The 21,630-nt window shown below is 66.0% G+C and carries 20 protein-coding genes; 8 read left to right on the top strand and 12 right to left on the bottom strand.

The annotated features are described in order from the left end of the window. Position 1: 1 nt before the first annotated feature. Positions 2-751 (bottom strand): DUF1194 domain-containing protein, encoded by a 750-nt coding sequence (locus tag ACQY46_RS15150; protein ID WP_428696868.1) that lies wholly within the window; start codon positions 749-751, stop codon positions 2-4. Positions 752-955: 204 nt separating this feature from the next. Here ACQY46_RS15150 and ACQY46_RS15145 point away from each other — a divergent pair, with 204 nt between their 5' ends. Together ACQY46_RS15145 and ACQY46_RS15140 are read left to right on the top strand one after the other, a co-directional pair. Further along, positions 956-2,146 (top strand): adenylate/guanylate cyclase domain-containing protein, encoded by a 1,191-nt coding sequence (locus ACQY46_RS15145; RefSeq protein WP_428696867.1) that lies wholly within the window; start codon positions 956-958, stop codon positions 2,144-2,146. Between the two features lie 113 nt (positions 2,147-2,259). Further along, positions 2,260-2,868, top strand: coding sequence for a pyridoxamine 5'-phosphate oxidase family protein (locus ACQY46_RS15140; protein WP_428696866.1), 609 nt, complete (start codon positions 2,260-2,262; stop codon positions 2,866-2,868). Positions 2,869-2,889: 21 nt separating this feature from the next. Here the strand turns inward: ACQY46_RS15140 and ACQY46_RS15135 are convergent, their stop codons facing one another. After that, positions 2,890-3,885, bottom strand: coding sequence for an SLAC1 anion channel family protein (locus ACQY46_RS15135; protein WP_428696865.1), 996 nt, complete (start codon positions 3,883-3,885; stop codon positions 2,890-2,892). Between the two features lie 193 nt (positions 3,886-4,078). Between ACQY46_RS15135 and glmU the strand changes: the two genes are divergently transcribed. Further along, a complete protein-coding gene (gene glmU, locus ACQY46_RS15130; protein WP_428696864.1) occupies positions 4,079-5,443 on the top strand; it encodes a bifunctional UDP-N-acetylglucosamine diphosphorylase/glucosamine-1-phosphate N-acetyltransferase GlmU in 1,365 nt (454 codons plus the stop codon). Positions 5,444-5,457: 14 nt separating this feature from the next. On the opposite strand, the gene ACQY46_RS15125 is transcribed toward glmU, so the two are convergent. Both ACQY46_RS15125 and galU read right to left on the bottom strand, forming a co-directional pair. Continuing rightward, positions 5,458-6,468: an NAD-dependent epimerase gene (locus ACQY46_RS15125; protein WP_428696863.1), complete on the bottom strand. Its 1,011-nt coding sequence runs from the start codon at positions 6,466-6,468 to the stop codon at positions 5,458-5,460. Positions 6,469-6,494: 26 nt separating this feature from the next. Next, on the bottom strand, positions 6,495-7,376 hold the full coding sequence (gene galU / locus ACQY46_RS15120) for a UTP--glucose-1-phosphate uridylyltransferase GalU (RefSeq protein WP_428696862.1): 882 nt from the start codon (positions 7,374-7,376) through the stop codon (positions 6,495-6,497). 254 nt (positions 7,377-7,630) lie between these two features. Here galU and kdsA point away from each other — a divergent pair, with 254 nt between their 5' ends. The 3 genes from kdsA (at position 7,631) to ACQY46_RS15105 (ending at position 10,642) form a co-directional block, all read left to right on the top strand. Then, entirely contained in the window at positions 7,631-8,476 is an 846-nt protein-coding gene (gene kdsA, locus ACQY46_RS15115) for a 3-deoxy-8-phosphooctulonate synthase (protein WP_428696861.1), read from the top strand. Between the two features lie 154 nt (positions 8,477-8,630). Then, positions 8,631-9,905, top strand: coding sequence for a phosphopyruvate hydratase (gene eno / locus ACQY46_RS15110; protein WP_428696860.1), 1,275 nt, complete (start codon positions 8,631-8,633; stop codon positions 9,903-9,905). A gap of 290 nt (positions 9,906-10,195) precedes the next feature. Beyond that, positions 10,196-10,642, top strand: a complete 447-nt coding sequence (locus tag ACQY46_RS15105; RefSeq protein WP_428696859.1) for a hypothetical protein — start codon at positions 10,196-10,198, stop codon at positions 10,640-10,642. Positions 10,643-10,678: 36 nt separating this feature from the next. Here the strand turns inward: ACQY46_RS15105 and ACQY46_RS15100 are convergent, their stop codons facing one another. The 5 genes from ACQY46_RS15100 to ACQY46_RS15080 form a co-directional block, all read right to left on the bottom strand. Continuing rightward, positions 10,679-11,374, bottom strand: coding sequence for a hypothetical protein (locus ACQY46_RS15100; protein WP_428696858.1), 696 nt, complete (start codon positions 11,372-11,374; stop codon positions 10,679-10,681). A 115-nt stretch (positions 11,375-11,489) separates the two neighbouring features. Beyond that, a complete protein-coding gene (locus ACQY46_RS15095) occupies positions 11,490-12,167 on the bottom strand; it encodes a DsbA family oxidoreductase (protein WP_428696857.1) in 678 nt (225 codons plus the stop codon). Positions 12,168-12,223: 56 nt separating this feature from the next. Then, on the bottom strand, positions 12,224-13,438 hold the full coding sequence (locus tag ACQY46_RS15090; protein WP_428696856.1) for a hypothetical protein: 1,215 nt from the start codon (positions 13,436-13,438) through the stop codon (positions 12,224-12,226). Next, on the bottom strand, positions 13,435-15,057 hold the full coding sequence (locus tag ACQY46_RS15085) for an AMP-binding protein (protein WP_428696855.1): 1,623 nt from the start codon (positions 15,055-15,057) through the stop codon (positions 13,435-13,437). The genes ACQY46_RS15090 and ACQY46_RS15085 overlap by 4 nt, the downstream gene beginning before the upstream one ends. A gap of 19 nt (positions 15,058-15,076) precedes the next feature. Further along, positions 15,077-16,912, bottom strand: coding sequence for an extracellular solute-binding protein (locus ACQY46_RS15080; protein ID WP_428696854.1), 1,836 nt, complete (start codon positions 16,910-16,912; stop codon positions 15,077-15,079). Between the two features lie 343 nt (positions 16,913-17,255). On the opposite strand from ACQY46_RS15080, the gene ACQY46_RS15075 reads away from it, so the two are divergent. After that, on the top strand, positions 17,256-17,882 hold the full coding sequence (locus tag ACQY46_RS15075) for an invasion associated locus B family protein (RefSeq protein ID WP_428696853.1): 627 nt from the start codon (positions 17,256-17,258) through the stop codon (positions 17,880-17,882). A 109-nt stretch (positions 17,883-17,991) separates the two neighbouring features. On the opposite strand, the gene hspQ is transcribed toward ACQY46_RS15075, so the two are convergent. The 3 genes from hspQ to ACQY46_RS15060 form a co-directional block, all read right to left on the bottom strand. After that, complete coding sequence (hspQ, locus tag ACQY46_RS15070) at positions 17,992-18,315, bottom strand: heat shock protein HspQ (protein WP_306027437.1); 324 nt, start codon at positions 18,313-18,315, stop codon at positions 17,992-17,994. A 126-nt stretch (positions 18,316-18,441) separates the two neighbouring features. Further along, positions 18,442-19,485 carry an HpcH/HpaI aldolase/citrate lyase family protein gene (locus tag ACQY46_RS15065; RefSeq protein WP_428696852.1) on the bottom strand — a complete coding sequence of 348 codons (1,044 nt, stop codon included), beginning with the start codon at positions 19,483-19,485 and terminating at the stop codon, positions 18,442-18,444. A 112-nt stretch (positions 19,486-19,597) separates the two neighbouring features. Continuing rightward, positions 19,598-20,473, bottom strand: a complete 876-nt coding sequence (locus ACQY46_RS15060) for a lysophospholipid acyltransferase family protein (RefSeq protein WP_428696850.1) — start codon at positions 20,471-20,473, stop codon at positions 19,598-19,600. A gap of 189 nt (positions 20,474-20,662) precedes the next feature. Here ACQY46_RS15060 and ACQY46_RS15055 point away from each other — a divergent pair, with 189 nt between their 5' ends. Beyond that, positions 20,663-21,616 carry an AEC family transporter gene (locus ACQY46_RS15055; protein ID WP_428696849.1) on the top strand — a complete coding sequence of 318 codons (954 nt, stop codon included), beginning with the start codon at positions 20,663-20,665 and terminating at the stop codon, positions 21,614-21,616. The last annotated feature ends 14 nt before the right edge of the window (positions 21,617-21,630 follow it).

Below are 21,630 nucleotides of genomic sequence, written 5' to 3'. Positions count from 1 at the left end.
GTCAGCGTCGGCTCGAGGCTGCGTCCGGCGCAATGGCTGCCAGCGGAGGCCGGTCCTCGATCTCGCGGAGCAGCTTGCGCCGCATGGCCTCGGCGAAGTCTTCGTAGCGTGCGACCGACATGACGAAGCTGCGCGGGCCGACCGCGACATTGTCGCGATACCATTGCGCCAGGCCGCGATCCTCGTTCTCGATGGCGAGCCCGTTGATGGTGATGCCCCGTCCCAGCGCCATGCCGCGCGCGGTGTCGATCAGTACGACATAGTCGCGTGGCGGCGTTTCCCGGCCGTCTCCCGAAACGTCGACGACCCGCCGGCGGCCGGCGAAGCCGTTCCGGTCGAAATGCCGCATGGCGTGGGCGAGACCGGCGCCGATGCCGGTGCCGCCATTGACGCGCCTTGGCCAGGTCTCGACTTCGCTGGCAAAGCGCCTGGCCGACGCGGCATCGGCAACCAGGTGGAAAGGGGAAAGGTCCGCGGGGCGCTCCGCCTCCGCCCATACGGCCAGCGCCACGACGATCCTGCCGGCGGGACCCGCGGCAATCGCCTGCTGCACGTCCGGCGCTCGGAACGCCGCGGCAATCCCGTTCATCTGCAGGGCGAACTCCGCCTCGTCAACGCTTGCCGATGCGTCCACCGCAAGGACGAGTTCGAGATCGACGGCCGTCTCGGCGGCGGCGCGGAGCGGCGACATGGTGATCGCGAGCGACATCAAACCGGAAGCAATCGCCAGGGCGCGCCGTGCCTGCTTCATGGATTTCCCGCTCCAGCCATTGGCGTTCGGCGCAACCTCGGCGACGCCCGGATTGCGTTCGCTAGGATGGACAGCCCCCGCGCAAGGACGCAGGATCGCACCGACAGAGCAGGAATGCGAGCGATGAACGGACAGGAGACTATTCAAAGGACCTATGCCAGCGGTGTCGTGCTGCGGCAGAGGTCCTGGCGCGACCCGGGCAAAATGATCGCCCCTCGGCAGACGGTCGACGATATTCGGGACTGGTTGCTTGGAGAGGCACTCGCGGTCGGCGACGTGCTTGCCTTCTTCGAGGCATTTTGCTGGCGCATGGCCTCGGCGCTGGTCTCGTTCGACCGCGCGAGCCTGCATGTCGGTACACTGCACCCGCAGATCTACGGCTTTGCCTGGAACTGGGAGAAGGGTGACGGCATCTGCGACGAGATCCAGGTCGGCGAGGATATCCTGGCAACCGATGCCTATCGGCGCAGTCCGCTCTACGGTGTGATCGAATACGGACGCGCATTCGAGGCGCGGATCGACGAGGAGACCCAGCAGCGCTACCCGTTGCTGCGCGAGTTGGGCGCGCAGGGTTACAGCCAGTATCTGGCACTGCCACTGACAGCGGGCGGCCGCCAGCACAATCTCGTGTCGCTGTCGACGCGGCAGCTGGGCGGCTTCCGGCCTGAGGAACTGGAGGCGGTGCACGGGTTGCTGCGCATCTTCGCTTTGCATGTCGAGCGGCATATCGACCGGCGCATCTCGGCGAACCTGCTCGATGCCTATCTGGGTACTGCAGCCGGCGGCAAGGTCCTCAGTGGCAGCATCCGGCGCGGCGTCGGAGAGGAGATCGACGCCGTCATCTGGATGTCCGACCTGCGCGGTTTCACCGACCTGTCGTCTCGCTTGCCCGGGTCCGCGATGACCGCCTTGTTGAATGCCTATTTCGAGCGCCTTGCTGCTGCGGTGATTGCCGAGGGCGGCGATATCCTCAAGTTCATGGGAGATGGCGTGCTTGCCGTCTTCCCGCAGCGTGGCGGCGCGGCGCAAGCCGCCTTGCGGGCCGCGGAACGGGCGCTCACTGCAATCGCGGCGCTCAGCGACGATCCTCCGCCCGACCTGGCCGCGATCGACGGATGGGCACCCTTGCGCAGCGGCATCGCCCTTCACGAGGGCAAGGTGTTCTTCGGTAACGTCGGTTCGACGGAACGTCTCGACTTCACTGTCATCGGGCCGGCAGTGAATGCGGCGAGCCGCATCGAGGCACTGACCAAGGCGCTTGGCCGCGCCATCCTGGTGTCGGAACCGGTCGCCCGGCAGCTCGATGCCCGGCTCGACGACATGGGCATGCATCCCTTGCGCGGTGTCGCCGGCGAGATGCGCCTCTTCAGCCCCCGGCCAATGTCGGCGGGGTAGTCCGTCCGGCTCCGAGCGGGCCCGTGTTGCGAGCGACAAGCGACGCTGCTAGCCTGCCGCCGCCGCCCGGATTCCCGGATGCACGGCCACCCCGGCACGACAGGAGACAGGCGATGACCGTCAGCACGCTGGAGGAGCTCGAACGCCTCTACGGGACGCCGAAGGATGCCTCCACCGTCAAGGAGATCGACTGGATTTCCGAGCACTATGGCGCCTATATCGACGCTTCGCCCTTCGTGTCCCTCGCAACCGTCGGCCCTGAAGGGCTCGACTGCTCGCCGCGCGGAGACCGCGGCGCGGTCGTCACCATCCTCGACCGCAAGACGCTGGCGCTTCCCGACCGGCGCGGCAACGACCGCATCGATTCCCTGCGCAACATCGTGCGCGACCCGCGCGTGGCGCTGCTTTTCCTCATTCCCGGCAGCGGCACGACATTGCGCGTCAACGGCACCGCCAAAATCAGCACCGATCCGCAATTGCTGGAGGATTTCACGGTCGACGGCCATGCGCCCCGCACGATCATCCTGGTCAGCGTCGAGAAGATCTACTTCCAGTGCGCCCGCGCCATCGTGCGCTCGCGCCTGTGGGACGCGGACGCCCAGGCGGACCTGTCGCACCTGCCGACACCGGGCACGATCCTGGCAGCCCTCACCGAGGACCGCGTCGGCGGGGAGAGCTACGACAGGGAATGGCCGGAGCGGGCGCGCAAGACGCTCTGGTAGCACGCCTTCATTCGGCGCCGGTCAACCTTCCGGCCGGCAGATCTCGTCGCGCCGGATGGCGGCCAGTGTCTTGGACACGAGGATTGCGATCACCACCCAAAGCACCGCATAGGCGACATAGGAGAGGCTCCTCTGGAAACCTGCCCCGGTGCGTTCGGCGAAGAGCGCGGACGCCACGGTGAAAGCCGCGACCGGGAAGGAATAGGCCCACCACGCCATCGAGAAGGGCAGGCGGATCAGCTTGCCGACCTGTGTCAGCGTCACCAGCACGAACATCGTCGCGCAATAGTAGAGCACGCGGGCGAAGGCATCGACCTCGCCGCCATTCAGCTGCAGCCACGCAACGAACCCGACCGATGGCGGGGCGACGAGAATGACAAGGGTGGGAAGCAGGCGCTCGGCGATCGGATTGTGGAAGATCAACCGGTTGAAGACCAGCGTCAGGAACACGAGCCAGAAGAGCATCCCGACCGAGAAGAAGAACCAGGAGATCTCGGGAAAGCCGAGGTGCACGCCGGCAAGAGGCACCAGCACGTTGCCGACGGCGGGTATGAACCAGGCCGGCGTCAGGTGCGCCTGCTCGAAGGTCCGATGGCTGATCCAGGCCGAGACGACGCCCAGGGTGACAGCCAGATGGGCGGCGGTCGCCGCCATCCACACCGGACGGATGATCTCGTCTCCAAGCGGCAGCAGGCCGGCGCAGATCAGCAGGACGCCGATGGTGATCGCGGGGAAGAAGGCGATCCGCACCGGATGCTCCCATTCCGCCCGCAAGGCCTTCGGATAGCGCAGGGCCTTGGCGACAAAGAACCCGGCGATTGCGGTGAAGGCCAGTGCGGTCACGGCCATCAGGACGAGGCTGACGCCGGCTGGGATCGCGCCCGCCACCTCCATTCGCAGGGTCGCCAGCGACAGGCCGGCAAGGCCCATGACAACGGCGAAGAAGGTGACCGGAAAATGCTTCAGCCGCGGTTCCGCAAGCGTTTCCGATCCGGGGTCGCCCTGTGTCGCTTCCATTTCTGACATTCCCTGCATCGGGTCCTGTTATATGTTTCTAACGTACGAAGTTTCGAGAATCGCCCGTCCATACCTCTTTGTTCTTGGCACGGACCGGGACAAAAAGGCAGTCCTGTGCGATCAATGACTTGACGCCGCGCGACCGGCCTTCGAGAACTTGACCTCATCCGATTGCCAACCCTTGAGACCCTCCATGCCGCATAACTCCCGCCTCGCCATTGTCCTTGCCGCCGGCCTCGGCACCCGTATGAAATCGGAACGGCCGAAGGTGATGCATGAGGTCGCGAACCTGTCGCTGGTCGGCCATGTGCTGAAGGCGGTGAGCGGCTCGGGCATCGATCGCATCGCGGTCGTCATCGGCCCCGACATGCCGGAACTCGAGACCGAGGTGGCCCGCCGGGCGCCGGGCGCGGGCTGCCACGTCCAGGGCGAGAGGCTCGGCACGGCGCATGCCGCGCGCGCGGCCGCTCCCGCCTTCGCCGACACTCCAGACCAGGTCCTGGTGCTGTTCGGCGACACGCCGCTCGTTTCCGCGCAGACGCTCTTGCGGGTTTCGGCCAGGCTGGAAAGTGGCGCTGACATCGCCGTGCTCGGGTTTCACGCCGCCGATCCGACCGGCTATGGCCGGCTGCTGGTCCGCGAAGGGCAGCTTCTTGCCATTCGCGAGGAACGTGACGCGAGCGCGGAGGAGCGCAAGGTCGATTTCTGCAATTCCGGCATCATGGGTTTTCGCGGGGCGCGTTTCGCCGAAATCCTCGGGCAGATCGGCAATGGCAACGCCAAGGGCGAGTATTATCTTACCGACGCGGTCGAGGTCGCCAACCGCCTGGGCCTGTCCGTGGTGACGGAAACCGCCGAGGAATGGGAAGTGCAGGGCATCAACACCCGTGCCCAGCTGGCGCGCGTCGAGGCCGACTTCCAGGCCCGCGCCCGCCTTGCCGCGATGGAAGAGGGGGCAAGCCTCGTCGCCCCGGAGGCCGTGTTCTTCTCCCATGACACAAGGCTCGGGCGCGATGTGCTGGTGGAGCCCAACGTGGTCTTCGGCCCCGGCGTCACTGTCGGCGACAAGGTGACCATCCGCGCCTTCTCGCATCTGGAGGAGGCCGTGGTCGAGGCGGGCGCGACGCTCGGCCCCTACGCGCGGCTGCGTCCCGGCGCGAAGATCGGCGAGGGCGCGCATGTCGGCAATTTCGTGGAGATCAAGAATGCCAGCATCGAGGCGGGCGCGAAGGTCAATCACCTGACCTATATCGGCGATGCCCGGGTCGGGGCGAAGGCGAATATCGGCGCGGGCACGATCACCTGCAACTACGACGGCTTCCTCAAGCACCACACGGATATCGGCGCGGGCGCCTTCGTCGGGTCGAACTCGACCCTGGTCGCACCGCTGACGATCGGCGAGGGGGCCTATCTGGCCGCCGGCGGGGTCGTGACCGAGGATGTACCGGCAGACGCCCTGTCGCTCGGCCGCTCGCGGCAGGTGATCAAGGAAGGGCGCGGCGAGCAGCTGCGCGCCCGTTTCGCCCGCGCCAAGGCGGAGAAGCAGGGCGGCAAGTAGCCCCCTTCCAGAACTTACACGCCGTAGAAGTCGCGATACCAGTCGACGAAGGCCTTCACGCCGTCCTCGACACTGGTCTTTGGCCGGAAGCCCGTCTCCTCGACCAGATCCTCGACATCCGCCCAGGTGGCGAGCACGTCGCCGGGCTGCAACGGCATGTAGTTGCGGATCGCCTTGACGCCGCAGGCCGCCTCCACCGCATCGACATAGCGCAGCAGCTTCACCGGTTCCGAGTTGCCGATATTGTGGATCCGGTAGGGCGCGCGGCTTGTCGCCGGATCCGGCTCCGCGCCGTTCCAGTCCGGGTTGCCCCTGGCCGGCCGCTCGGCGATCCGCACGATGCCCTCGACGATGTCGTCCACATAGGTGAAGTCGCGCAGCATCTCGCCATTGTTGTAGATGTCGATCGGCCGGCCTTCGAGAATGGCGCTGGTGAACTTGTAGAGCGCCATGTCGGGCCGCGCCCAGGGACCGTAGACGGTGAAGAAGCGCAGGCCGGTCAGCGGGATGCCGAAGAGGTGCGCGTAGCTGTGCGCCATCGCCTCGTTGGCCTTCTTCGTCGCCGCATAGAGCGAGATCGGATGATTGCCGCCGCGATGCGGGGAGAGCGGCATCGCCTCGTCGAGCCCGTAGGCCGAGGAGGTCGAGGCGAAGACCAGATGATCGACCGGGAAGGCGCGTGCCGCCTCCAGGATGGTCAGGAAGCCGGTCACGTTGGCATCCACATAGGCCTGCGGCACTTCCAGCGAATAGCGCACGCCCGGCTGCGCCGCGAGGTGGATGATCCGCTGCGGGGCGTGCTCCGCCATCAAGGCCATGACCGCGTCGCGATCCTGCAGCGAGATCCGCGCCTCGGTGAAATCGTCGATCCCGTTGAGGATCTTCAGCCGCGCCTCCTTCAGCGCCGGGTCGTAATAGGGGCTGACGCAGTCGAGCCCGATCACGCGCCAGCCGTCATCGAGGAGACGGCGGCACAGGTGATAGCCGATGAAGCCGGCCGAGCCGGTAACGAGAATGGTTCGCATGGTCGCCAGTGCCGTGGAGGTCCGTGTCAGGTGTTCAGCATCGCGGTGAGCAGCGGGCGGAGTTCCGCAGCCAGTTCCTCGTCCTCCAGCGCGTAGGCGATGTTGGCGGCCAGGAACCCGGACTTCGACCCGCAATCGTAGGTCTCGCCCTCGAAGCGCAGGCCTGTGAAAGGCTCCATGCCCATCAGCGCCAGCATCGCGTCGGTCAGCTGGATCTCGCCGCCGGCGCCCGTTTCCTGGTTCTCCAGCAGCTCGAAAATCTTCGGCTGCAGGATGTAGCGGCCGTTGATGAACAGATTGGTCGGCGCGGTTCCCGGCGCGGGCTTCTCCACCATGCCGGTGATCGAGAGGGTCTTCGCGCTGGTGTCCCCGTCGACCTCGACGATGCCGTAATTGTGGGTCTGGTCGTCGGGCACTTCCTCGACCGAGATGACGTTGCCGCCACGCTCGTTATAGACCTCGACCATCTGCGACAGGCAGCCCGGATCGGACTTCATCAGCATGTCGGGCAAGAGGATGGCGAAAGGCTCGTCGCCGATGATGTCGCGGGCGCACCAGATCGCGTGACCAAGGCCCAGGGGCTCCTGCTGGCGGGTGAAGCTGGTCGTGCCGGGCATCGGCCGAATCGCCTCCAGCAGCTTCAGCGCGCTGGCCTTGGTGCGGGACCGCAGCGTGTCCTCAAGCTCGTAGGCGATGTCGAAATGGTCCTCGATGACGTGCTTGTTGCGCCCGGTGACGAAGACGACATGCTCGATGCCGGCGGCGCGCGCCTCATCGACCACATACTGGATGATCGGCCGGTCGACGATGGTCAGCATTTCCTTGGGCAGGGCCTTGGTCGCCGGCAGGAAACGGGTGCCAAGGCCCGCCACGGGAAGGACTGCCTTGCGGATCTTCTTCTTCTGCATCGAACGCGCTTTCCGGTTTGGTCTGGCCGTCTCGCGAGGCCTGAGGTGCGGGAAGGTAGCCTGAAAGGATGACGGAACCAAGTTGGTGCATGCCGTGCATCCGCTTAAAGGGGAAGGCGTTTCCGTTTCGACAACGCAAGACCCCGGAGGGGCTGTGGCGGCCGATGCTTGCACGCACGCTCCATGCGGACTACTGACGGGCGGTGAAAATCTTGAAGGCCGGGGCGGCAAGGAGACACGACAAAGCCATGACGATGACCTGCAATAAGAGTGTGAAGGTCGGCAACGTGACATTTGCCCAGGAGGCGCCCTTCGCGCTGATCGCCGGGCCCTGCCAGATGGAAAGCCGGGCGCATGTGCTGGAATGCGCGACGGCCGTCAAGGAAATCGCCGACGGGCTCGGCATCGGCGTCGTCTTCAAGGCTTCCTTCGACAAGGCGAACCGCACCTCGATCGCCGCCTCGCGCGGGGTCGGCCTCAACGAGGCGCTGCCGGTCTTCGCCGAGATCCGCGAGACCTACGGCATGCCGGTCTTGACCGACATCCACTCGGCCGACCAGTGCGCGCCGGTCGCCGAAGCCGTCGACGTGTTGCAGATCCCCGCCTTCCTGTGCCGCCAGACCGACCTTCTCGTCGCCGCCGCGAAGACGGGCCGCATCGTCAACGTCAAGAAGGGCCAGTTCCTTGCCCCCTGGGACATGAAGAACGTGCTCGCCAAGATCGTCGAGACCGGCAATCCCAACGTGCTGCTGACCGAGCGCGGTGCCTCCTTCGGCTACAACACGCTGGTCACCGACATGCGCGCCCTGCCGGTGATGGCGCAGACCGGCGCGCCGGTCGTCTTCGACGCCACCCATTCGGTGCAGCAGCCGGGCGGGCAGGGGGCCTCCTCCGGCGGCGAGCGGCACATGGTGGCGGTGCTGGCGCGGGCGGCGGTTGCCGTCGGCGTTGCCGGCCTCTTCATCGAGACCCATCCGGACCCGGACAACACCATCTCCTCCGACGGGCCCAACATGATCGCGCTCAAGGACCTGAAGGACCTGCTTGAGGACCTGATGGCCTTCGACAAGGTCGCCAAGTCGCGCCCGCGCGGCATCTGAGCGCGCGCCCGCGCTTCCCCTTTTGCGCCGTCTCGGCTAGAAGCGCGGACGATACGTTCCACCGTCACGATTTCATCGTAAGCCGTGCCCGCGAGGCGCGCGGCGCAGCCAGCACCCGCCATCACAGCCATTCTGACGTCACAGGGAGACGAGCATGACCGCCATCGTGGACATTACCGGACGCGAGATCCTCGACAGCCGGGGCAATCCGACCGTCGAGGTCGACGTCTATCTCGAGGACGGCGCCTTCGGCCGGGCCGCCGTTCCCTCCGGCGCCTCCACCGGCGCGCATGAGGCGGTGGAGCTGCGCGACGGCGGCACCCGCTATCTCGGCAAGGGCGTCGAGCAGGCGGTCGATGCCGTCAACGGCGAGCTCTACGAGGCGCTCGGCGGGCTCGACGCGGAAGACCAGATCGAGATCGACGAGGCGATGATCGCGCTCGACGGCACGCCCAACAAGGCGCGCCTTGGCGCCAACGCCATTCTCGGCGTGTCGCTGGCCGTCGCCAAGGCCGCCGCCCAGTCGGCCGGCCTGCCGCTCTACCGCTATGTGGGCGGTGCCGGCGCGCGCCTGCTGCCCGTCCCGATGATGAACATCATCAACGGCGGCGCGCATGCCGACAACCCGATCGACGTGCAGGAATTCATGATCATGCCCGTCGGCGCCGACACGCTGAAGGACGCCGTGCGCATGGGCGCGGAGGTGTTCCACACGCTCAAAAAGGAGCTGAAGGACGCCGGCCACAACACCAATGTGGGCGACGAGGGCGGCTTTGCTCCCAATATCGGCTCTACCGACGAGGCCATCGGCTTCGTCATGAAGGCGATCGAGAAGGCCGGCTACCGTCCGGGCGACGACATCTGCCTGGCGCTTGACGCCGCCTCGACGGAATTCTTCAAGGACGGGAAGTATCATCTGGACGGCGAGGGCAAGGTGCTCGCTCCCGAGGAGATGGCCGCCTATCTCGCTGATTTCGTCAATCGCTACCCGATCATCTCGATCGAGGACGGCATGGCCGAGGACGACTGGGCCGGCTGGAAGGCGCTGACCGACATGGTCGGTTCCAAGTGCCAGCTCGTCGGCGACGATCTCTTCGTCACCAATTCCACGCGCCTGCGCGAGGGCATCCAGAAAGGCGTCGCCAACTCGATCCTGGTCAAGGTCAACCAGATCGGCACGCTGACCGAGACGCTCGACGCGGTCGAAACGGCGCACAAGGCGGCCTACACCGCCGTCATGTCGCACCGCTCGGGCGAAACCGAAGACGCGACCATCGCCGATCTCGCCGTTGCCACCAATTGCGGGCAGATCAAGACTGGCTCGCTGTCGCGCTCCGACCGGCTCGCCAAGTACAACCAGCTCATCCGCATCGAGGAAGAGCTGGGTACCCAGGCCCGCTACGCGGGACGGGATGTGCTGAGGGGGTAAAACTCTACTCCTGCGGCCGAATGGCGCGGCTTTCTGCGCTTCCGGTGCTCACGTACGCGAATGTACGCTGCGCCCCGGTTCTCGAAGGCCACGCCATTCGGCTCGTCGGAGCGAGTTTCCGAACCGTCTTTCAAAGGCGCGGAGACCCGCCCCAAAATAGAAGAACCCGGTGCGCACCCCACGCTCCGGTTTTTTTGTTGGGAGGAGGGCAATCGTTCAGCAAATGGGCGTCAACTGCTACCGCTGCGACAAGATTCGACACACTTGGAGGCCGGAATCGGCAACGTCGGATGAAACCTGTTTTCCGCCTTCTTCGTGGCGTCTTGCTTTTCGCGCTCCTCGGCCTCGGCCTGTGGGCCGCGACCGAGCTCTGGTTCTGCCTCCTGACCGACGCTAACACGCGTGGACTGCTAGGCGCGGCTTTGGATGTTCTGGGTCTTGCCCTGTTGGCCGGCATCGTATGGCTGCCCTTGCGACTGCTGGCGCCAAAGCGTGCGAGCGTCCTGAGCGTGCTACTGGCAGGTGCACTCTGGAGCGTCGGCAACTACTACTGGCTCGTTCAAGATAGCTCGAACGGCAGCTTCTCATTATTTGCCTATGGTCAACTGATGATCAAAAAGGGTGCAGTCACCGAAGCTGGTCATGCCATTTACTTGGCCACCCTGCTGTCAAGGCTGACCATGTTGGCGATGATGTTCATTCTAGTATTGGTGAAGATGAGATGGAGGCGAGCTTAGCGGACTGTGCTCAATCGCGTATGCGGGAATGTTCTCCTAATTCTTCCCGCCCGGGGCTGAGGGCGGTTCGCCGCGTTTGATCGTCAGATGGATACCATCCTCGCGGTGCAGGATCAGGAGTGTCTGGAGGCGGCACCAGGTGCCGCCGAAGCAGGGCGCGGCCCATTCGCCGACGAGATCGTAGCGCTCCGCCACCGCGAACCCGTCCTCGGGCGGGGACACGCGCACGGCCTTGAGCCGGAAGGACAGCCAGGGATCGAAGAGGACGGCCATGCCGGTCATGATCTTGCCGACGCCGTCGGCATAGTCCCATGCCCGCTTCCAGGCGACCCGGCACGCGCCGTTCGGCGCGGCATCGTTGGGAAGTCCGAGTTCGACATAGGGATGCCCGCCGGCGAAATCCTTCTCCTCGTCCCCGGTCATGGACAGGACTGTCGTCCTGGGCTCGGCGGCGGTTTCAAGGCCGAGGGCATGCAGGCTTGAGGAGACGATCCGGTAGCCTTCGGGAAGAAGCCGTTCGTCAAGGCCCTGTGTCACGGGCTGGCCGAGGCAGGCGGTCCGAAATGTGTCGAACACGTTCAGTATGCCCCGGAGGTCGGAAAAGTTCTTGTGGGAGAAGGCGATGCGCTGCGGCTCGGCCGAAACGGGTTGCCCGGCTGCCAGCGACAAACCCAGCGCAAGGCAGGAAAGCCGCAGCGCCGGCGGAAAACGGTGACTTGACGCGAACACCATCGTGATGACCCTCAGGTTATCGCCTCGCAATCGAAACAATAACACGAAAGCCGGCAGACCGAACCCGCGCCCCTAAGCCTTGCGCGGGGCGCGAGGACGGCGAGGCGTCATGCAATCACCCCGTCTTCGTCTCATGCGCGTGCTTGATCGCCGCTGCCAGCGTTTCCGGCTTTTCCGCGCCCATCACCATGAAGCGCTCGTCGATGATGAAGCAGGGAACGCCCGTGACGCCGATGGCGTGGGCCTTGTCGAGGTCCTTGCGGATCTTCTCGAAGTCGGAATCCGTCGGCAGCAATTCGGCGACAAGGTCCGACATCATGCCGACATCGGCGGCGGCGCCCACCAGCACCTGCGGGTCGGTCAGGTCGGCGCCTTCAACGAAATAGAGCTGGAACAGCCGCTCGGCCATCTCGCTCTGCACCCCGTCGGCGCGCGACCACAGGATCAGCCGGTGGCAGTCGAGCGTGTTGGGCGACTTCTTGATGCGCTCGAAAGCGAAGGGAATGCCCTCCTGCGCCCCGGCGGCGACAATCGGCGCGTAGACGGCCTCGGCCTGCGCCGCGCCGCCGAATTTTTCGGTGAGGTAGGCCTGGCGGTCCTTGCCCTCGCGCGGCAGCGTTTCGTCGAGCTGATAGGGCAGCCAGCGCAGCACGACGGGAATGTCGGGGACGCTCGCCAGCGCCTTTTCCAGCCTGCGCTTGCCGATATAGCACCACGGGCACATCACGTCGGAAATGACGTCGATCTGCATCGGCTGCGGGCCGGTTTCGGCATCGCTGGTTTCGGCATCCATGAGGGCGTCCTTTGCGGCTGGCCTATCTGCCCCTCGAAGCCGTGTCCGGGGAGGCGTCAGGCGAAACTTGTGCTGGCGACGATGGCCGCAATGCGGCGCTCGATGCGTTCGAGCGCCTGCCGGTTGCGGACAAGCGCGACGTCGCCGATTTCGGCCACCCTAGCAACAAAATCCTCGTCGCGCGATGCGGCGAGCGCGGCGGAACGCACAGGATTTCCAATCGCGGCCGCGAACGGATCGTCATTGTCGGCGGCGAACGGCGGTCTCGCGGCGTCGATCTCGTCAAGCCGCAGCAGGTGCGGTTCACCGCCGCGCAGGGCGAGCGCGCGCCGCAGGCCTGCGAGATAGCGCTCGAACGCGTCGCGCGGCAGGCCGGCGCGGGCGCGCGGTCCGCTTCCCCGGTAGCGCGACAGGCAGGCGCCGGCCAGATGCCGCCGCGCGCCGGTGCGCAGCAGCATGCGGCAGCGGGTGGCAAGATCCTCGTCGGGCGCGGTCGGGGCGACGACGTCGCTGGCGCCGGCTTCCAGCAGGGCGGCGGTCGCGCTCGCCCCCCCGGCAAGCACCATGACGGGCAGGGCGATGTGACGCGGATCGCGGCGCAGGGCGGCAACAAGATCGAGGGCGCGCGCCTCCGGCAGGTCCGCCACCAGCATGCGGAATGGGCGCTCGCCAAGCCGGGCAAGGGCGGCGTCCGGCGTCAGGCAGCCGACAAGCTCGATGGCGGACAGGCCGCCGGCCAGCGCGGCGGCGACGCGGCTGCCATTGCCGGCGACGAGAACGGGAATGCGGCTGCGCCGCGCCGCATCCTCTCCCGGCAGGAGCGGCATTGCATCCGGAGCGAAGGGATCGCGGCCGAAGGCGGCACGGCGCAACCGGGCCTCCTCCATGCGCAGGGACTGGCGCACCGCCTCCGCGAGGCGCTCCTGCAGGATCGCGGGAGGGCAGGCTTGCGGAACGATGGCGTCGACGGCGCGCGCGCACGCTCCGGCCGGCAGCCGGTCGCCGGAGATGACAAGGGGCAGGGCGGTTTTTCGCGCAAGCGCCCTCTCTTGCAGGATCGAGATGGCAGGCGACAACCCGCCCGCCGCCTCGCCGATCCACACGAGTGCATCGGGCAGCGGTGTATCGGGTTCATCGCTGTCGGCGGGGCAGGCAAAGGCACCCGGCATTGCCTCGACGAGGGCCTGCGCCCGTGCCTCGGCCCGTGCGTGCCCGGCATGGCCGACAAGAACGCGCGGGCCGAATTCCGCAGCTGTTGCCGGATCGCTCACGCCACTTGCGCCCGGCTCACGCCGGCGCGCGCGGCGAGTGCTGCGCGGTCGACCTTGCCGGTCTCGCTGCGCGGCAGGCGGGCGACGGGCATCACCCGGTGCGGGATTTCGGCAAGGCCGGCATGTTCCGCCTCCAGGTAGGCGTAGAAGCCCTCGACATCGAAGAGCAGGCCCTTTTGCGGAACCAGCGCGGTGTAAAGTCGGGCGCCGAGGAGGTCGTCCTCGGCGACGAAGGCGGCCGCTTCCAGGATGCCGGGATAGGCTGCGTAGAGCGCGTCGAGCGAGGGCAGGGAGCCAACGCCGGGCGCGCTCTGGCCGGGAACGCCGAAGGCGGTGATGCCGCTCTCGTTTTGCCGAAGCGGCAACAGCGTGTCGACGAAGCCGGTCTTGTCGGTCGGCACGCGCACCTTGCAGGCCGGCCAGGCGGCGTCGGGCACCATCGCGCCGCGCACTTTCAACGTGTTGGGCACGGCTTCGGTGTCGATGGCGATTTCCAGCAGCGCCGGCCCCTTCGGTGCGGTGGAAGGGGAACCGATGCGTCCGGCGGCGAAGGGGCGGGGCAGGGCGCTTCCCTCGCGCCGTCTTGCCACCATGGCGAATTCGTCGGCGACATGCACGTCGACCATGTCGCGGTTGGTCTGGTGGGGCGCGGCCGCGGCCGAATGCGCATGCCACACGGGCACGATGCGGCACTCGGCATTGTCGATGCGCCGTTCCAGCGCCGGGGCGAGCGAGCCCGGGCACAGCACCATGTCGGCATCGACGGCATCGGCATGGGCGGCGAGCCGGCGCAGCGAAGCCGGATGATGCAGATGCAGCGTGCCGCCCGAAAGCAGCCAGGGCACGAAGCCGGCGCCCAGACCGGCCATCCCCGTCAGCGCGTAGGGCTGGACGAAGACCGGTGCTTGCGGCAGCGACAGCTCCAGGTAAGGCATCAGGCCGGCGGCGATCCACTGGTTGTGGCTGCGGGCGATGGGCAGCGGCTCGCCGCTGGTCGAGCGGGTCCAGGTCAGCGTCGCCACGTGATCGGCGGCATTCGGGTCGCGGCGGATCGGTGCCGGCTCCATGTCGTCGGGCAGGTCGGCGAGGATCTTCTCGAGCTCCATCAACCCGTCCTCGACCCCGTCCCCGAGGCCGAAGACGAAGCGCAGGGCGAAAAGTTCGGCGGCCGTGTCGCGGGCTTCCATGCCGATGGAGCGTCCGCCGAAGCTCTCGCCGGCGATCAGCGCCTTGGCGCCGGCGCGCGTCAGCGCCTCGATGACGTTCTTCTGGCGCCAGTGCAGCGGCAAGGGGGCGACGACAAGGCCGGCGCGCAGCGCCGCCAGCAGGGAGATCACCGCATCGACCGTGTTGGCGCTCTGCAGGCCGACGACATTGTCCTGCTTGAGGCCGACGGCGGCGAAGAAGGCGGCGAGCCGCGCGATCTCGCGATCGGCCTCGGCATAGGTCAGCCGGCGCGGCGTGCCGCGCAGTCCGCCGCAAGCCTCCTCCGCATCGGCAAGCGCCAGACGGCCGGGGTGGGCGGCGGCCGTCTTGCGGAACAGGGCATCCAGCGTGACCTGGCCCCAAAGGCCGGTCTGGCGGTGCATCTCGATAGTCTTCAGCGGCGTCAGGATCATCGCGTTACATCCACAACACTCAATTGTCCCTGGCGGACCACCAGGTCTCGAAGCGGGGGCCGAAAACGGACTGCGCCTGGGGGCGGGCGATTTCCTGCCAGCGGGCGACCCATTTTTCGGGGAGATGGAAGAGCGGCACCACATAGGCGCCGGAAATCAGGGCACGGTCGAAGGCGCGCACGGCAGCGGTGAAGCCATCCTCGTCGCGGGCGGACAGCATCGCGTCGATCATCGCGTCGACGGCCGGGCTGGCAACGCCGGCATAGTTGAACGAGCCCTCCTGGCCGGCGGCCTGGCTGCCCCAGCGATAGCGCTGCTCGTTGCCAGGCGACAGCGACACGAGCCAGGTGTTCAGCACCATGTCGTAGTCGAAGGTCTGGCGGCGGCGCTGGTACTGGGCACTGTCGACGGAGCGGATCGTCGTGGCGATGCCCACGAGCTTGAGCGCCCGCTGATAGGCCAGCGCCAGGCGCTCCTGGTCCTGGGCGGCGACCAGCATCTCGAAGGCCAGCGGCACACCGTCCGGTCCCTTCATGACGCCGCTGTCGATCCGGTAGCCGGCCTTGGCCAGCGCGCCGACGGCCGCGCGCAGCACGGCCCGGTCGCGACCCGAGCCGTCGGCTTCCGTCGGGCGCCACGTTCCGTCGAGGACGGCCGGCTCGATCTCCCCGGCAAAGGGGGCGAGCAGATCGCGTTCGAGTGCGCCCGCGGGGCGGCCGAGCGAGGACAGCGGCGAGTTGTCGAAATAGCCGCCGGTGCGCGCGTATAGCCCGTGATAGAGCGTGCGGTTGACCCATTCGAAATCGAACAGCATGGCAAGTGCGCGGCGCACCTGCGGATCGGAGAAGACCGGCCGGCGGGTGTTGAAGACGAAACCGAACATGCCGGCTGGCGTGCCGAGGCGGAAGCTCTCCTTCAACACCTCGCCCCTGGCGACCGCGGGGAAGTCGATCGATGTCGTCCAGCGTGCCGGGTCGGCGACAGGCAGCACCTTTACGAGGCCCTTCTTAAACGCTTCGAGCAGCGCGTTCTCGTCGCGGAAATACTCGATCCGCACCTCGTCGAAATTGTAGAGGCCGCGACGGATCGGCAGGTCGTCCGCCCAGTAGTCCGGATTGCGGCGATAGGTGATGCGATTGCCCGGATCTACCGCGTCGATCACATAGGGACCGGAGCCGACCGGCGGCGTCAGCGTGCTCTTGTCGAATGTTTCGGGATCGATCGTGTGCTTGGCGAAGATCGGCGACATCCCCACAAGCAGCGGCAATTCGCGATCGGACCCGTCCTCGAAGGTGAAGCGGACGCTGCGTTCGCCCGTCTTTTCCATGGCGGTGATGCGCGCGTAGCGGGTCCGGAAATGCGGGCGCCCCTTTTCGCGCAGGATCTCGAAGGAGAAGATCACGTCCTCGACCGTCACCGGCGTGCCGTCGGAAAAGCGGGCCTTGTCGTTCAGCCGGAACTCGATCCAGTCACGCTCCTCCGGAAGTCGCACCGATTCGGCGAGCAGCCCGTAGAGCGCGAAAGGTTCGTTCATGTTGCGCTCAAGCAGGCTTTCGATGACCAGCGCACCGAAATCGGTGTCGCGGATGCCGCGCGCGGTCGTCGTGCCGCCCTGGACGATGAACTGATTGAGGCTGTCGAAGGATCCCTGAACGCCATGCGTAACCGTGCCGCCGCGCGGGGCCTCGGGGTCGGCATAGGGGAGGTGGGCGAAATCCGGGGCGAGGGCGGGCTCACCATGCATGGCGATGCCATGGCGCCACGGCGCCTCGTCCGCCGCCTGTGCCGCAAGCGGAAATGCCGCTGTCAACGCAAGCATGGCCGAGAGAATCAGGATTTTAAACGTGTGCTTCATGCGTTCATCTCTAACCTGCAATCACTTTGTTATGGTTAACGACGTCTCAACGCAGCCTCCTCGAGCCGGTGGGCCGGGCCTGCCGGGCGGGGTGCGGCTTTCGCGCAACATCCGTTTTCTCGTGGGGCGCAAACCACTGCTGGAGCCCTGTGCCACGCCGATAATCTGGATATTCGCGCAACTTGGCTGTAAAGATGCGCCCGTGACCGCAAGAGCCAAGGTCTTGCCGCATTCGTTGCGCAGAGGATTGGACGAGTGGGCGACACATTTTTCTCCGGTTCGCGGCGGCGGTGCGCTTATATCTGCCCGCTGCGACGAAACCATGGACTTAGGGACGCATTGCATGGCTGAGAGATTCAAGAACCACCTGACGGGCATGACCGTTGCCGTGGCTGCGGCGATCGCCACCATTGGCGGCGCCGGCGCGCAGACGGTTGAACCGCCGGCAGACACGCCCTGGGTGAAAATCTGCAACACGGACCCGCAGTCCAACAAGGAAATCTGCGTCGTCACGCAGGAGCTGCGCACCGACACCGGCCAGTTCCTTGCCTCCGTCGCCGTGCGCGAGATCGCCGGCGAGGCGCGCAAGACGCTGCTTCTCGCCGTGCCTCCCGGCATGCTGATCCAGCCGGGCCTGCGCGTCCAGGTCGACAGCGGCAAGCAGAGCGAAGCCAAGTACGGCATCTGCTTCCCCAATGCCTGCTATTCCGAACTGGTGATCGACGAGGAGTTCATCGCGTCGCTGAAGAAGGGCGGGAACCTCGTTCTCACCACACTGAACCAGCAGGCCAAGCAGGTGCCGTTCCAGCTGACCCTGTCCGGCTTCACCAAGGTTTATGAGGGCGATCCGATCGACGCGGCGGCCCTGCAGCAGAAGCAGCAGCAGCTCCAGTCCGAGCTGCAGAAGCGCGCCGAGGAAGCCCGCCAGAAGCTGATCGAGAAGCAGAAGGAAGTCTCCGGCTCGAACTGACCGGGGCACTTCTACGACATCGAAACGCAGAACGCCGCGGCCCCAGGGGCCGCGGCGTTCTGGTTTTCAGGGACTGACGGTTTTCAGGAACTGACCGCGCGAGTTCCCTTCAGTGCAGGTCCACGTCACGGGGCAGGTAGGAGCCGTCGTCCTGCTGCTCGAAGATCTCGTCGACCTGCGGATGACGGACCGGCTCTCCGGTGTCGTCGGGAACAAGGTTCTGCTCCGACACGTAGGCGACGTACTCCGTCTCGGAATTCTCGGCGAGCAGATGGTAGAATGGCTGGTCGCGGTCCGGGCGCACATCGTCCGGGATCGCTTCCCACCATTCCTCGGTGTTCGAAAAGGTCGGATCGACATCGAAGATGATCCCCCGGAAGGGATACACCCGGTGGCGAACGACCTGTCCGATCATGAATTTCGCGGTGCGCATTTCGTCAGTTCAGCCAAGTTGAGCAGGTCTGGGGAACAATTCCCCTTGATTCAAGACTAGCGCATACGCCCTCAACGTTCAGTTTACAAGCCGCGACGGCCGCCGTGACCAGTCCTCCACACGGAGCTACAATCCGTAAACGGAGGCGAGAGCCGGATCCTTTGCCGCAACGATGCGGGCAAGATCGACAATCACTTTCGCCTGTTTCCAGGTCGCGTCATCCTGCATCTTGCCGTCGATCATCACGGCGCCGGTTCCGTCCGGCATCGCCTCCAGGATGCGCAGGGCGAAGGCGACCTCGCCCGGCTCCGGGCTGAAGACGCGCTTGGCAATATCGATCTGGTTCGGATGCAGGGACCATGCGCCCACACAGCCCATCAGGAACGCGTTGCGGAACTGTGCCTCGCAGGCTTGCGGATCGGAAAAGTCGCCAAAGGGGCCATAGAAGGCCTTGATGCCCGCCGACATGCAGGCATCGACCATCTTCGCCACGGTGTAGTGCCACAGGTCCTGCTGGAATGCCCCGCGTGGTGCGTCCGTGCCGTCTCCGTCCGCGAGCACGGTATAGTCCGGGTGACCGCCGCCAACGCGGGTGGTCTTCATGCCGCGCGAGGCGGCGAGGTCGGCGGGACCAAGGCTCATCCCGTGCATGCGCGGGCTGGCGGTGGCGATCGCCTCGACATTCTTCACGCCTTCCGCCGTTTCCAGGATGGCATGCACCATGATCGGCCGGGTGACGCCGGCGCGCGCCTCGAGCTGTGCCAGAAACTGGTCGATGAAATGGATGTCCCAGGGACCCTCGACCTTGGGCAGCATCACGACATCGAGCTTGTCGCCGACCGCGCTGACGATCTCGTTGAGATCATCGAGCACCCAGGGACTGTTGAGACAGTTGATACGTGTCCAAAGGCCGGTGGTGCCGAAGTCGTTGTCGCGGGCCATCTGGATGAAGCCGCGCCGTGCCGCAATTTTCTGGTCGGCCGGAATTGCATCCTCAAGATTGCCGAGCACGACATCGACGCCGGAAATCAGATCGGGCACCTTGGCGCGCATCTTCTCCACATGCGGCGGCACGAAATGAATCATGCGTTCCAGCCGGACCGGCAGTTCGCGCCAGGGGGCGGGAGCTCCGATGGCCAGTGGCTGGTAGAATGCGCGTGGTGTCTTCACGTCCTGTTCCTCCCGAACGTTTATGCTGCAGTGCATATAAATACGTTCGCGGCGGTGCGTTCAAGCCGGACATATGTCTGGGGCGAGGCCGTGTTGCCGGCTCGTGCGCCGGTCAAACCCACTTGCGCATGATCCACATCCACTGGGACGGGTATTCTCGGATCCATTGCTCGAACAGCACGTGATAGCGCCGGGTGGCCTCCAGTGCGTCCGCCTTGCGATCGCCCGTGTCCGGCATTTCGACGATACGGGCCTCGATCCGGAAGCGGTTGCCGGACAGGCGGATCACGCGACTCGCAACGAGTGGAACGCCCGCCGCACGCGCTATGGTCGCAGGATAGAGCGTTGCATAGGCGTCATGGCCGAAAAACGGTATCACGCCGCCGCGACGATCCCGGAGATCCGCCAGCATCGCGGTCCGGCCGCCGGAACGCGCGAGCGTGAGCAGCCTGCGCGCCGTTTCATGGTTCTTGGGGAGCAGTCCTGCCGGGTAGAGCCTCGCGCGCAGGTCGTAGAGGATCCGGTCAGTCAGCGGGTTCTTGAGCGACTGGTAGACGCCTGCGGGTTGCCAACCGGCAGCGAGACCGCCCAGCGCTGTCACTTCCCAGTTGCCGGCATGTAGCGACACGACGACAGCACCGCCGTCGCCGACCGCTTCGCGCACGGCGTCGATATCGTAATCGAACCGCGTTGCATCGGCGGAAATCCGGTCCAGTTGCAGGGTCTCGGCGGCGATGCGTCCAAGGTTTTCCCACATATCACCTGCGATCCGTTGCTTCTCGCCTGGAGAAAGCTCGGGTATCGCGCGGGAGAGATTGGCGAGCGCGCGCCGGTGGCGGCTGTTGAACGGTGCGACGAGGCGCCAGGCCTTTCCCATCAGCCACGACGCTGTGTCGGGCGGCAGCAGGCGCAGCAACCAGAGGGTGAACGCCAGTGCGGCCCATTCGGCACGGTACCGAAGTCCGCGCAGTTCGGAGTTCGTGGTCATGTGCGAGACCGGGATCGAGGTTGCCGTCTCATTGAAAGCTGCCGCTGCGCGCCGTCATTCCAAAGTTCCCTTCGCTGCCGTTGACCGGTCTTTGCGAACCCGCTAGGCCTGCGGTGATTAACCAAGCGGCCCGGGCTTGGCAACATGCCGGCTGCATGCGGACGCTCCTCACGTCCGCCGGAGACCCCGATGGAAAATGTGATTTCACTGGCGCTTCCGTTCTTCGGCCTGATCTTTCTCGGGGTCGCGGCCGGAAAGCTGAAGAAGATCCCTGCATCGGGGCTGGCCTGGATGCAGTTTTTCATCATCTATATCGCCTTGCCTGCGTTGTTCTTCCGGCTGCTGGCCAAGACACCGATCGAGGAGCTGACCAATATCGGCTACGTCGCGGCGACGACCTTCGCAACCTATTGTGCCTTCGCCATCGCCTTCTGCGTTGGCGTACTGGCCTCGCGCGGCAACATTCCCGAGGCGACCATCCAGGCGCTTGCCGGATCCTATTCCAATATCGGTTATATGGGGCCGGGCCTGACACTGGCGGTACTCGGCCCGGCGGCGGCCGTGCCGACCGCGCTGGTGTTCTGTTTCGACAATATCCTGCTGTTCACGCTGGCGCCGCTGATGATGGCGATCGGCGGCTCCGACAACGAGTCTCCGCTGAGCACGGCCGTTACTGTCCTGAAGCGGATTTTCACCCATCCGTTCATTCTGGCCACCATCGCCGGTGTCCTTGCCGCGGCCGTCGGGTTCCAGCCGCCGCAGCCGCTCGAAACGCTGCTGACCTTCCTGAGCAACGCGGCCGCGCCCTGCGCGCTGTTCGCCATGGGGGTCACCGTGGCCTTGCAGCCGCTGGGGCGCACGCCGTTGGAACTGCCCGTGATCCTGGCCGTGAAGCTTGTCGCCCATCCGTTGATCGTGCTGGTTCTGCTCAATTGGGTCGGCGGGTTCGATCCGGCCTGGGTGGCGACCGCGGTTCTGATGGCCTGCCTGCCGCCAGCGGCGAATGTCTTCGTGATCGCGCAGCAGTATCAGGTCTATATCCAGCGGGCCTCCAGCGCGATCCTGCTCGGTACCGTTGCTTCGACCATTACGGTCTCGGTCTTCATCTACCTGATCACCGAGGGGCTCCTGCCGCTGCGCTGAGCAGCGGTGGCGGA

Source organism: Stappia sp., assembly GCF_965276915.1.
Lineage (GTDB): Bacteria > Pseudomonadota > Alphaproteobacteria > Rhizobiales > Stappiaceae > Stappia.
The sequence above is the reverse complement of the archived record's forward strand: the minus strand, read 5'-3'. Positions and strand labels throughout refer to the sequence as shown.

Excerpts from the sequence above, each read along its gene's own strand:
- ACQY46_RS15150 (WP_428696868.1), bottom strand. The coding sequence starts at position 751 with ATGAAGCAGGCACGGCGCGCCCTGGCGATTGCTTCCGGTTTGATGTCG.
- ACQY46_RS15145 (WP_428696867.1), top strand. The coding sequence starts at position 956 with ATGATCGCCCCTCGGCAGACGGTCGACGATATTCGGGACTGGTTGCTT.
- ACQY46_RS15140 (WP_428696866.1), top strand. The coding sequence starts at position 2,260 with ATGACCGTCAGCACGCTGGAGGAGCTCGAACGCCTCTACGGGACGCCG.
- ACQY46_RS15135 (WP_428696865.1), bottom strand. The coding sequence starts at position 3,885 with ATGGAAGCGACACAGGGCGACCCCGGATCGGAAACGCTTGCGGAACCG.
- glmU (WP_428696864.1), top strand. The coding sequence starts at position 4,079 with ATGCCGCATAACTCCCGCCTCGCCATTGTCCTTGCCGCCGGCCTCGGC.
- ACQY46_RS15125 (WP_428696863.1), bottom strand. The coding sequence starts at position 6,468 with ATGCGAACCATTCTCGTTACCGGCTCGGCCGGCTTCATCGGCTATCAC.
- galU (WP_428696862.1), bottom strand. The coding sequence starts at position 7,376 with ATGCAGAAGAAGAAGATCCGCAAGGCAGTCCTTCCCGTGGCGGGCCTT.
- kdsA (WP_428696861.1), top strand. The coding sequence starts at position 7,631 with ATGACCTGCAATAAGAGTGTGAAGGTCGGCAACGTGACATTTGCCCAG.
- eno (WP_428696860.1), top strand. The coding sequence starts at position 8,631 with ATGACCGCCATCGTGGACATTACCGGACGCGAGATCCTCGACAGCCGG.
- ACQY46_RS15105 (WP_428696859.1), top strand. The coding sequence starts at position 10,196 with ATGAAACCTGTTTTCCGCCTTCTTCGTGGCGTCTTGCTTTTCGCGCTC.
- ACQY46_RS15100 (WP_428696858.1), bottom strand. The coding sequence starts at position 11,374 with ATGGTGTTCGCGTCAAGTCACCGTTTTCCGCCGGCGCTGCGGCTTTCC.
- ACQY46_RS15095 (WP_428696857.1), bottom strand. The coding sequence starts at position 12,167 with ATGGATGCCGAAACCAGCGATGCCGAAACCGGCCCGCAGCCGATGCAG.
- ACQY46_RS15085 (WP_428696855.1), bottom strand. The coding sequence starts at position 15,057 with ATGATCCTGACGCCGCTGAAGACTATCGAGATGCACCGCCAGACCGGC.
- ACQY46_RS15080 (WP_428696854.1), bottom strand. The coding sequence starts at position 16,912 with ATGAAGCACACGTTTAAAATCCTGATTCTCTCGGCCATGCTTGCGTTG.
- ACQY46_RS15075 (WP_428696853.1), top strand. The coding sequence starts at position 17,256 with ATGGCTGAGAGATTCAAGAACCACCTGACGGGCATGACCGTTGCCGTG.
- hspQ (WP_306027437.1), bottom strand. The coding sequence starts at position 18,315 with ATGCGCACCGCGAAATTCATGATCGGACAGGTCGTTCGCCACCGGGTG.
- ACQY46_RS15060 (WP_428696850.1), bottom strand. The coding sequence starts at position 20,473 with ATGACCACGAACTCCGAACTGCGCGGACTTCGGTACCGTGCCGAATGG.
- ACQY46_RS15055 (WP_428696849.1), top strand. The coding sequence starts at position 20,663 with ATGGAAAATGTGATTTCACTGGCGCTTCCGTTCTTCGGCCTGATCTTT.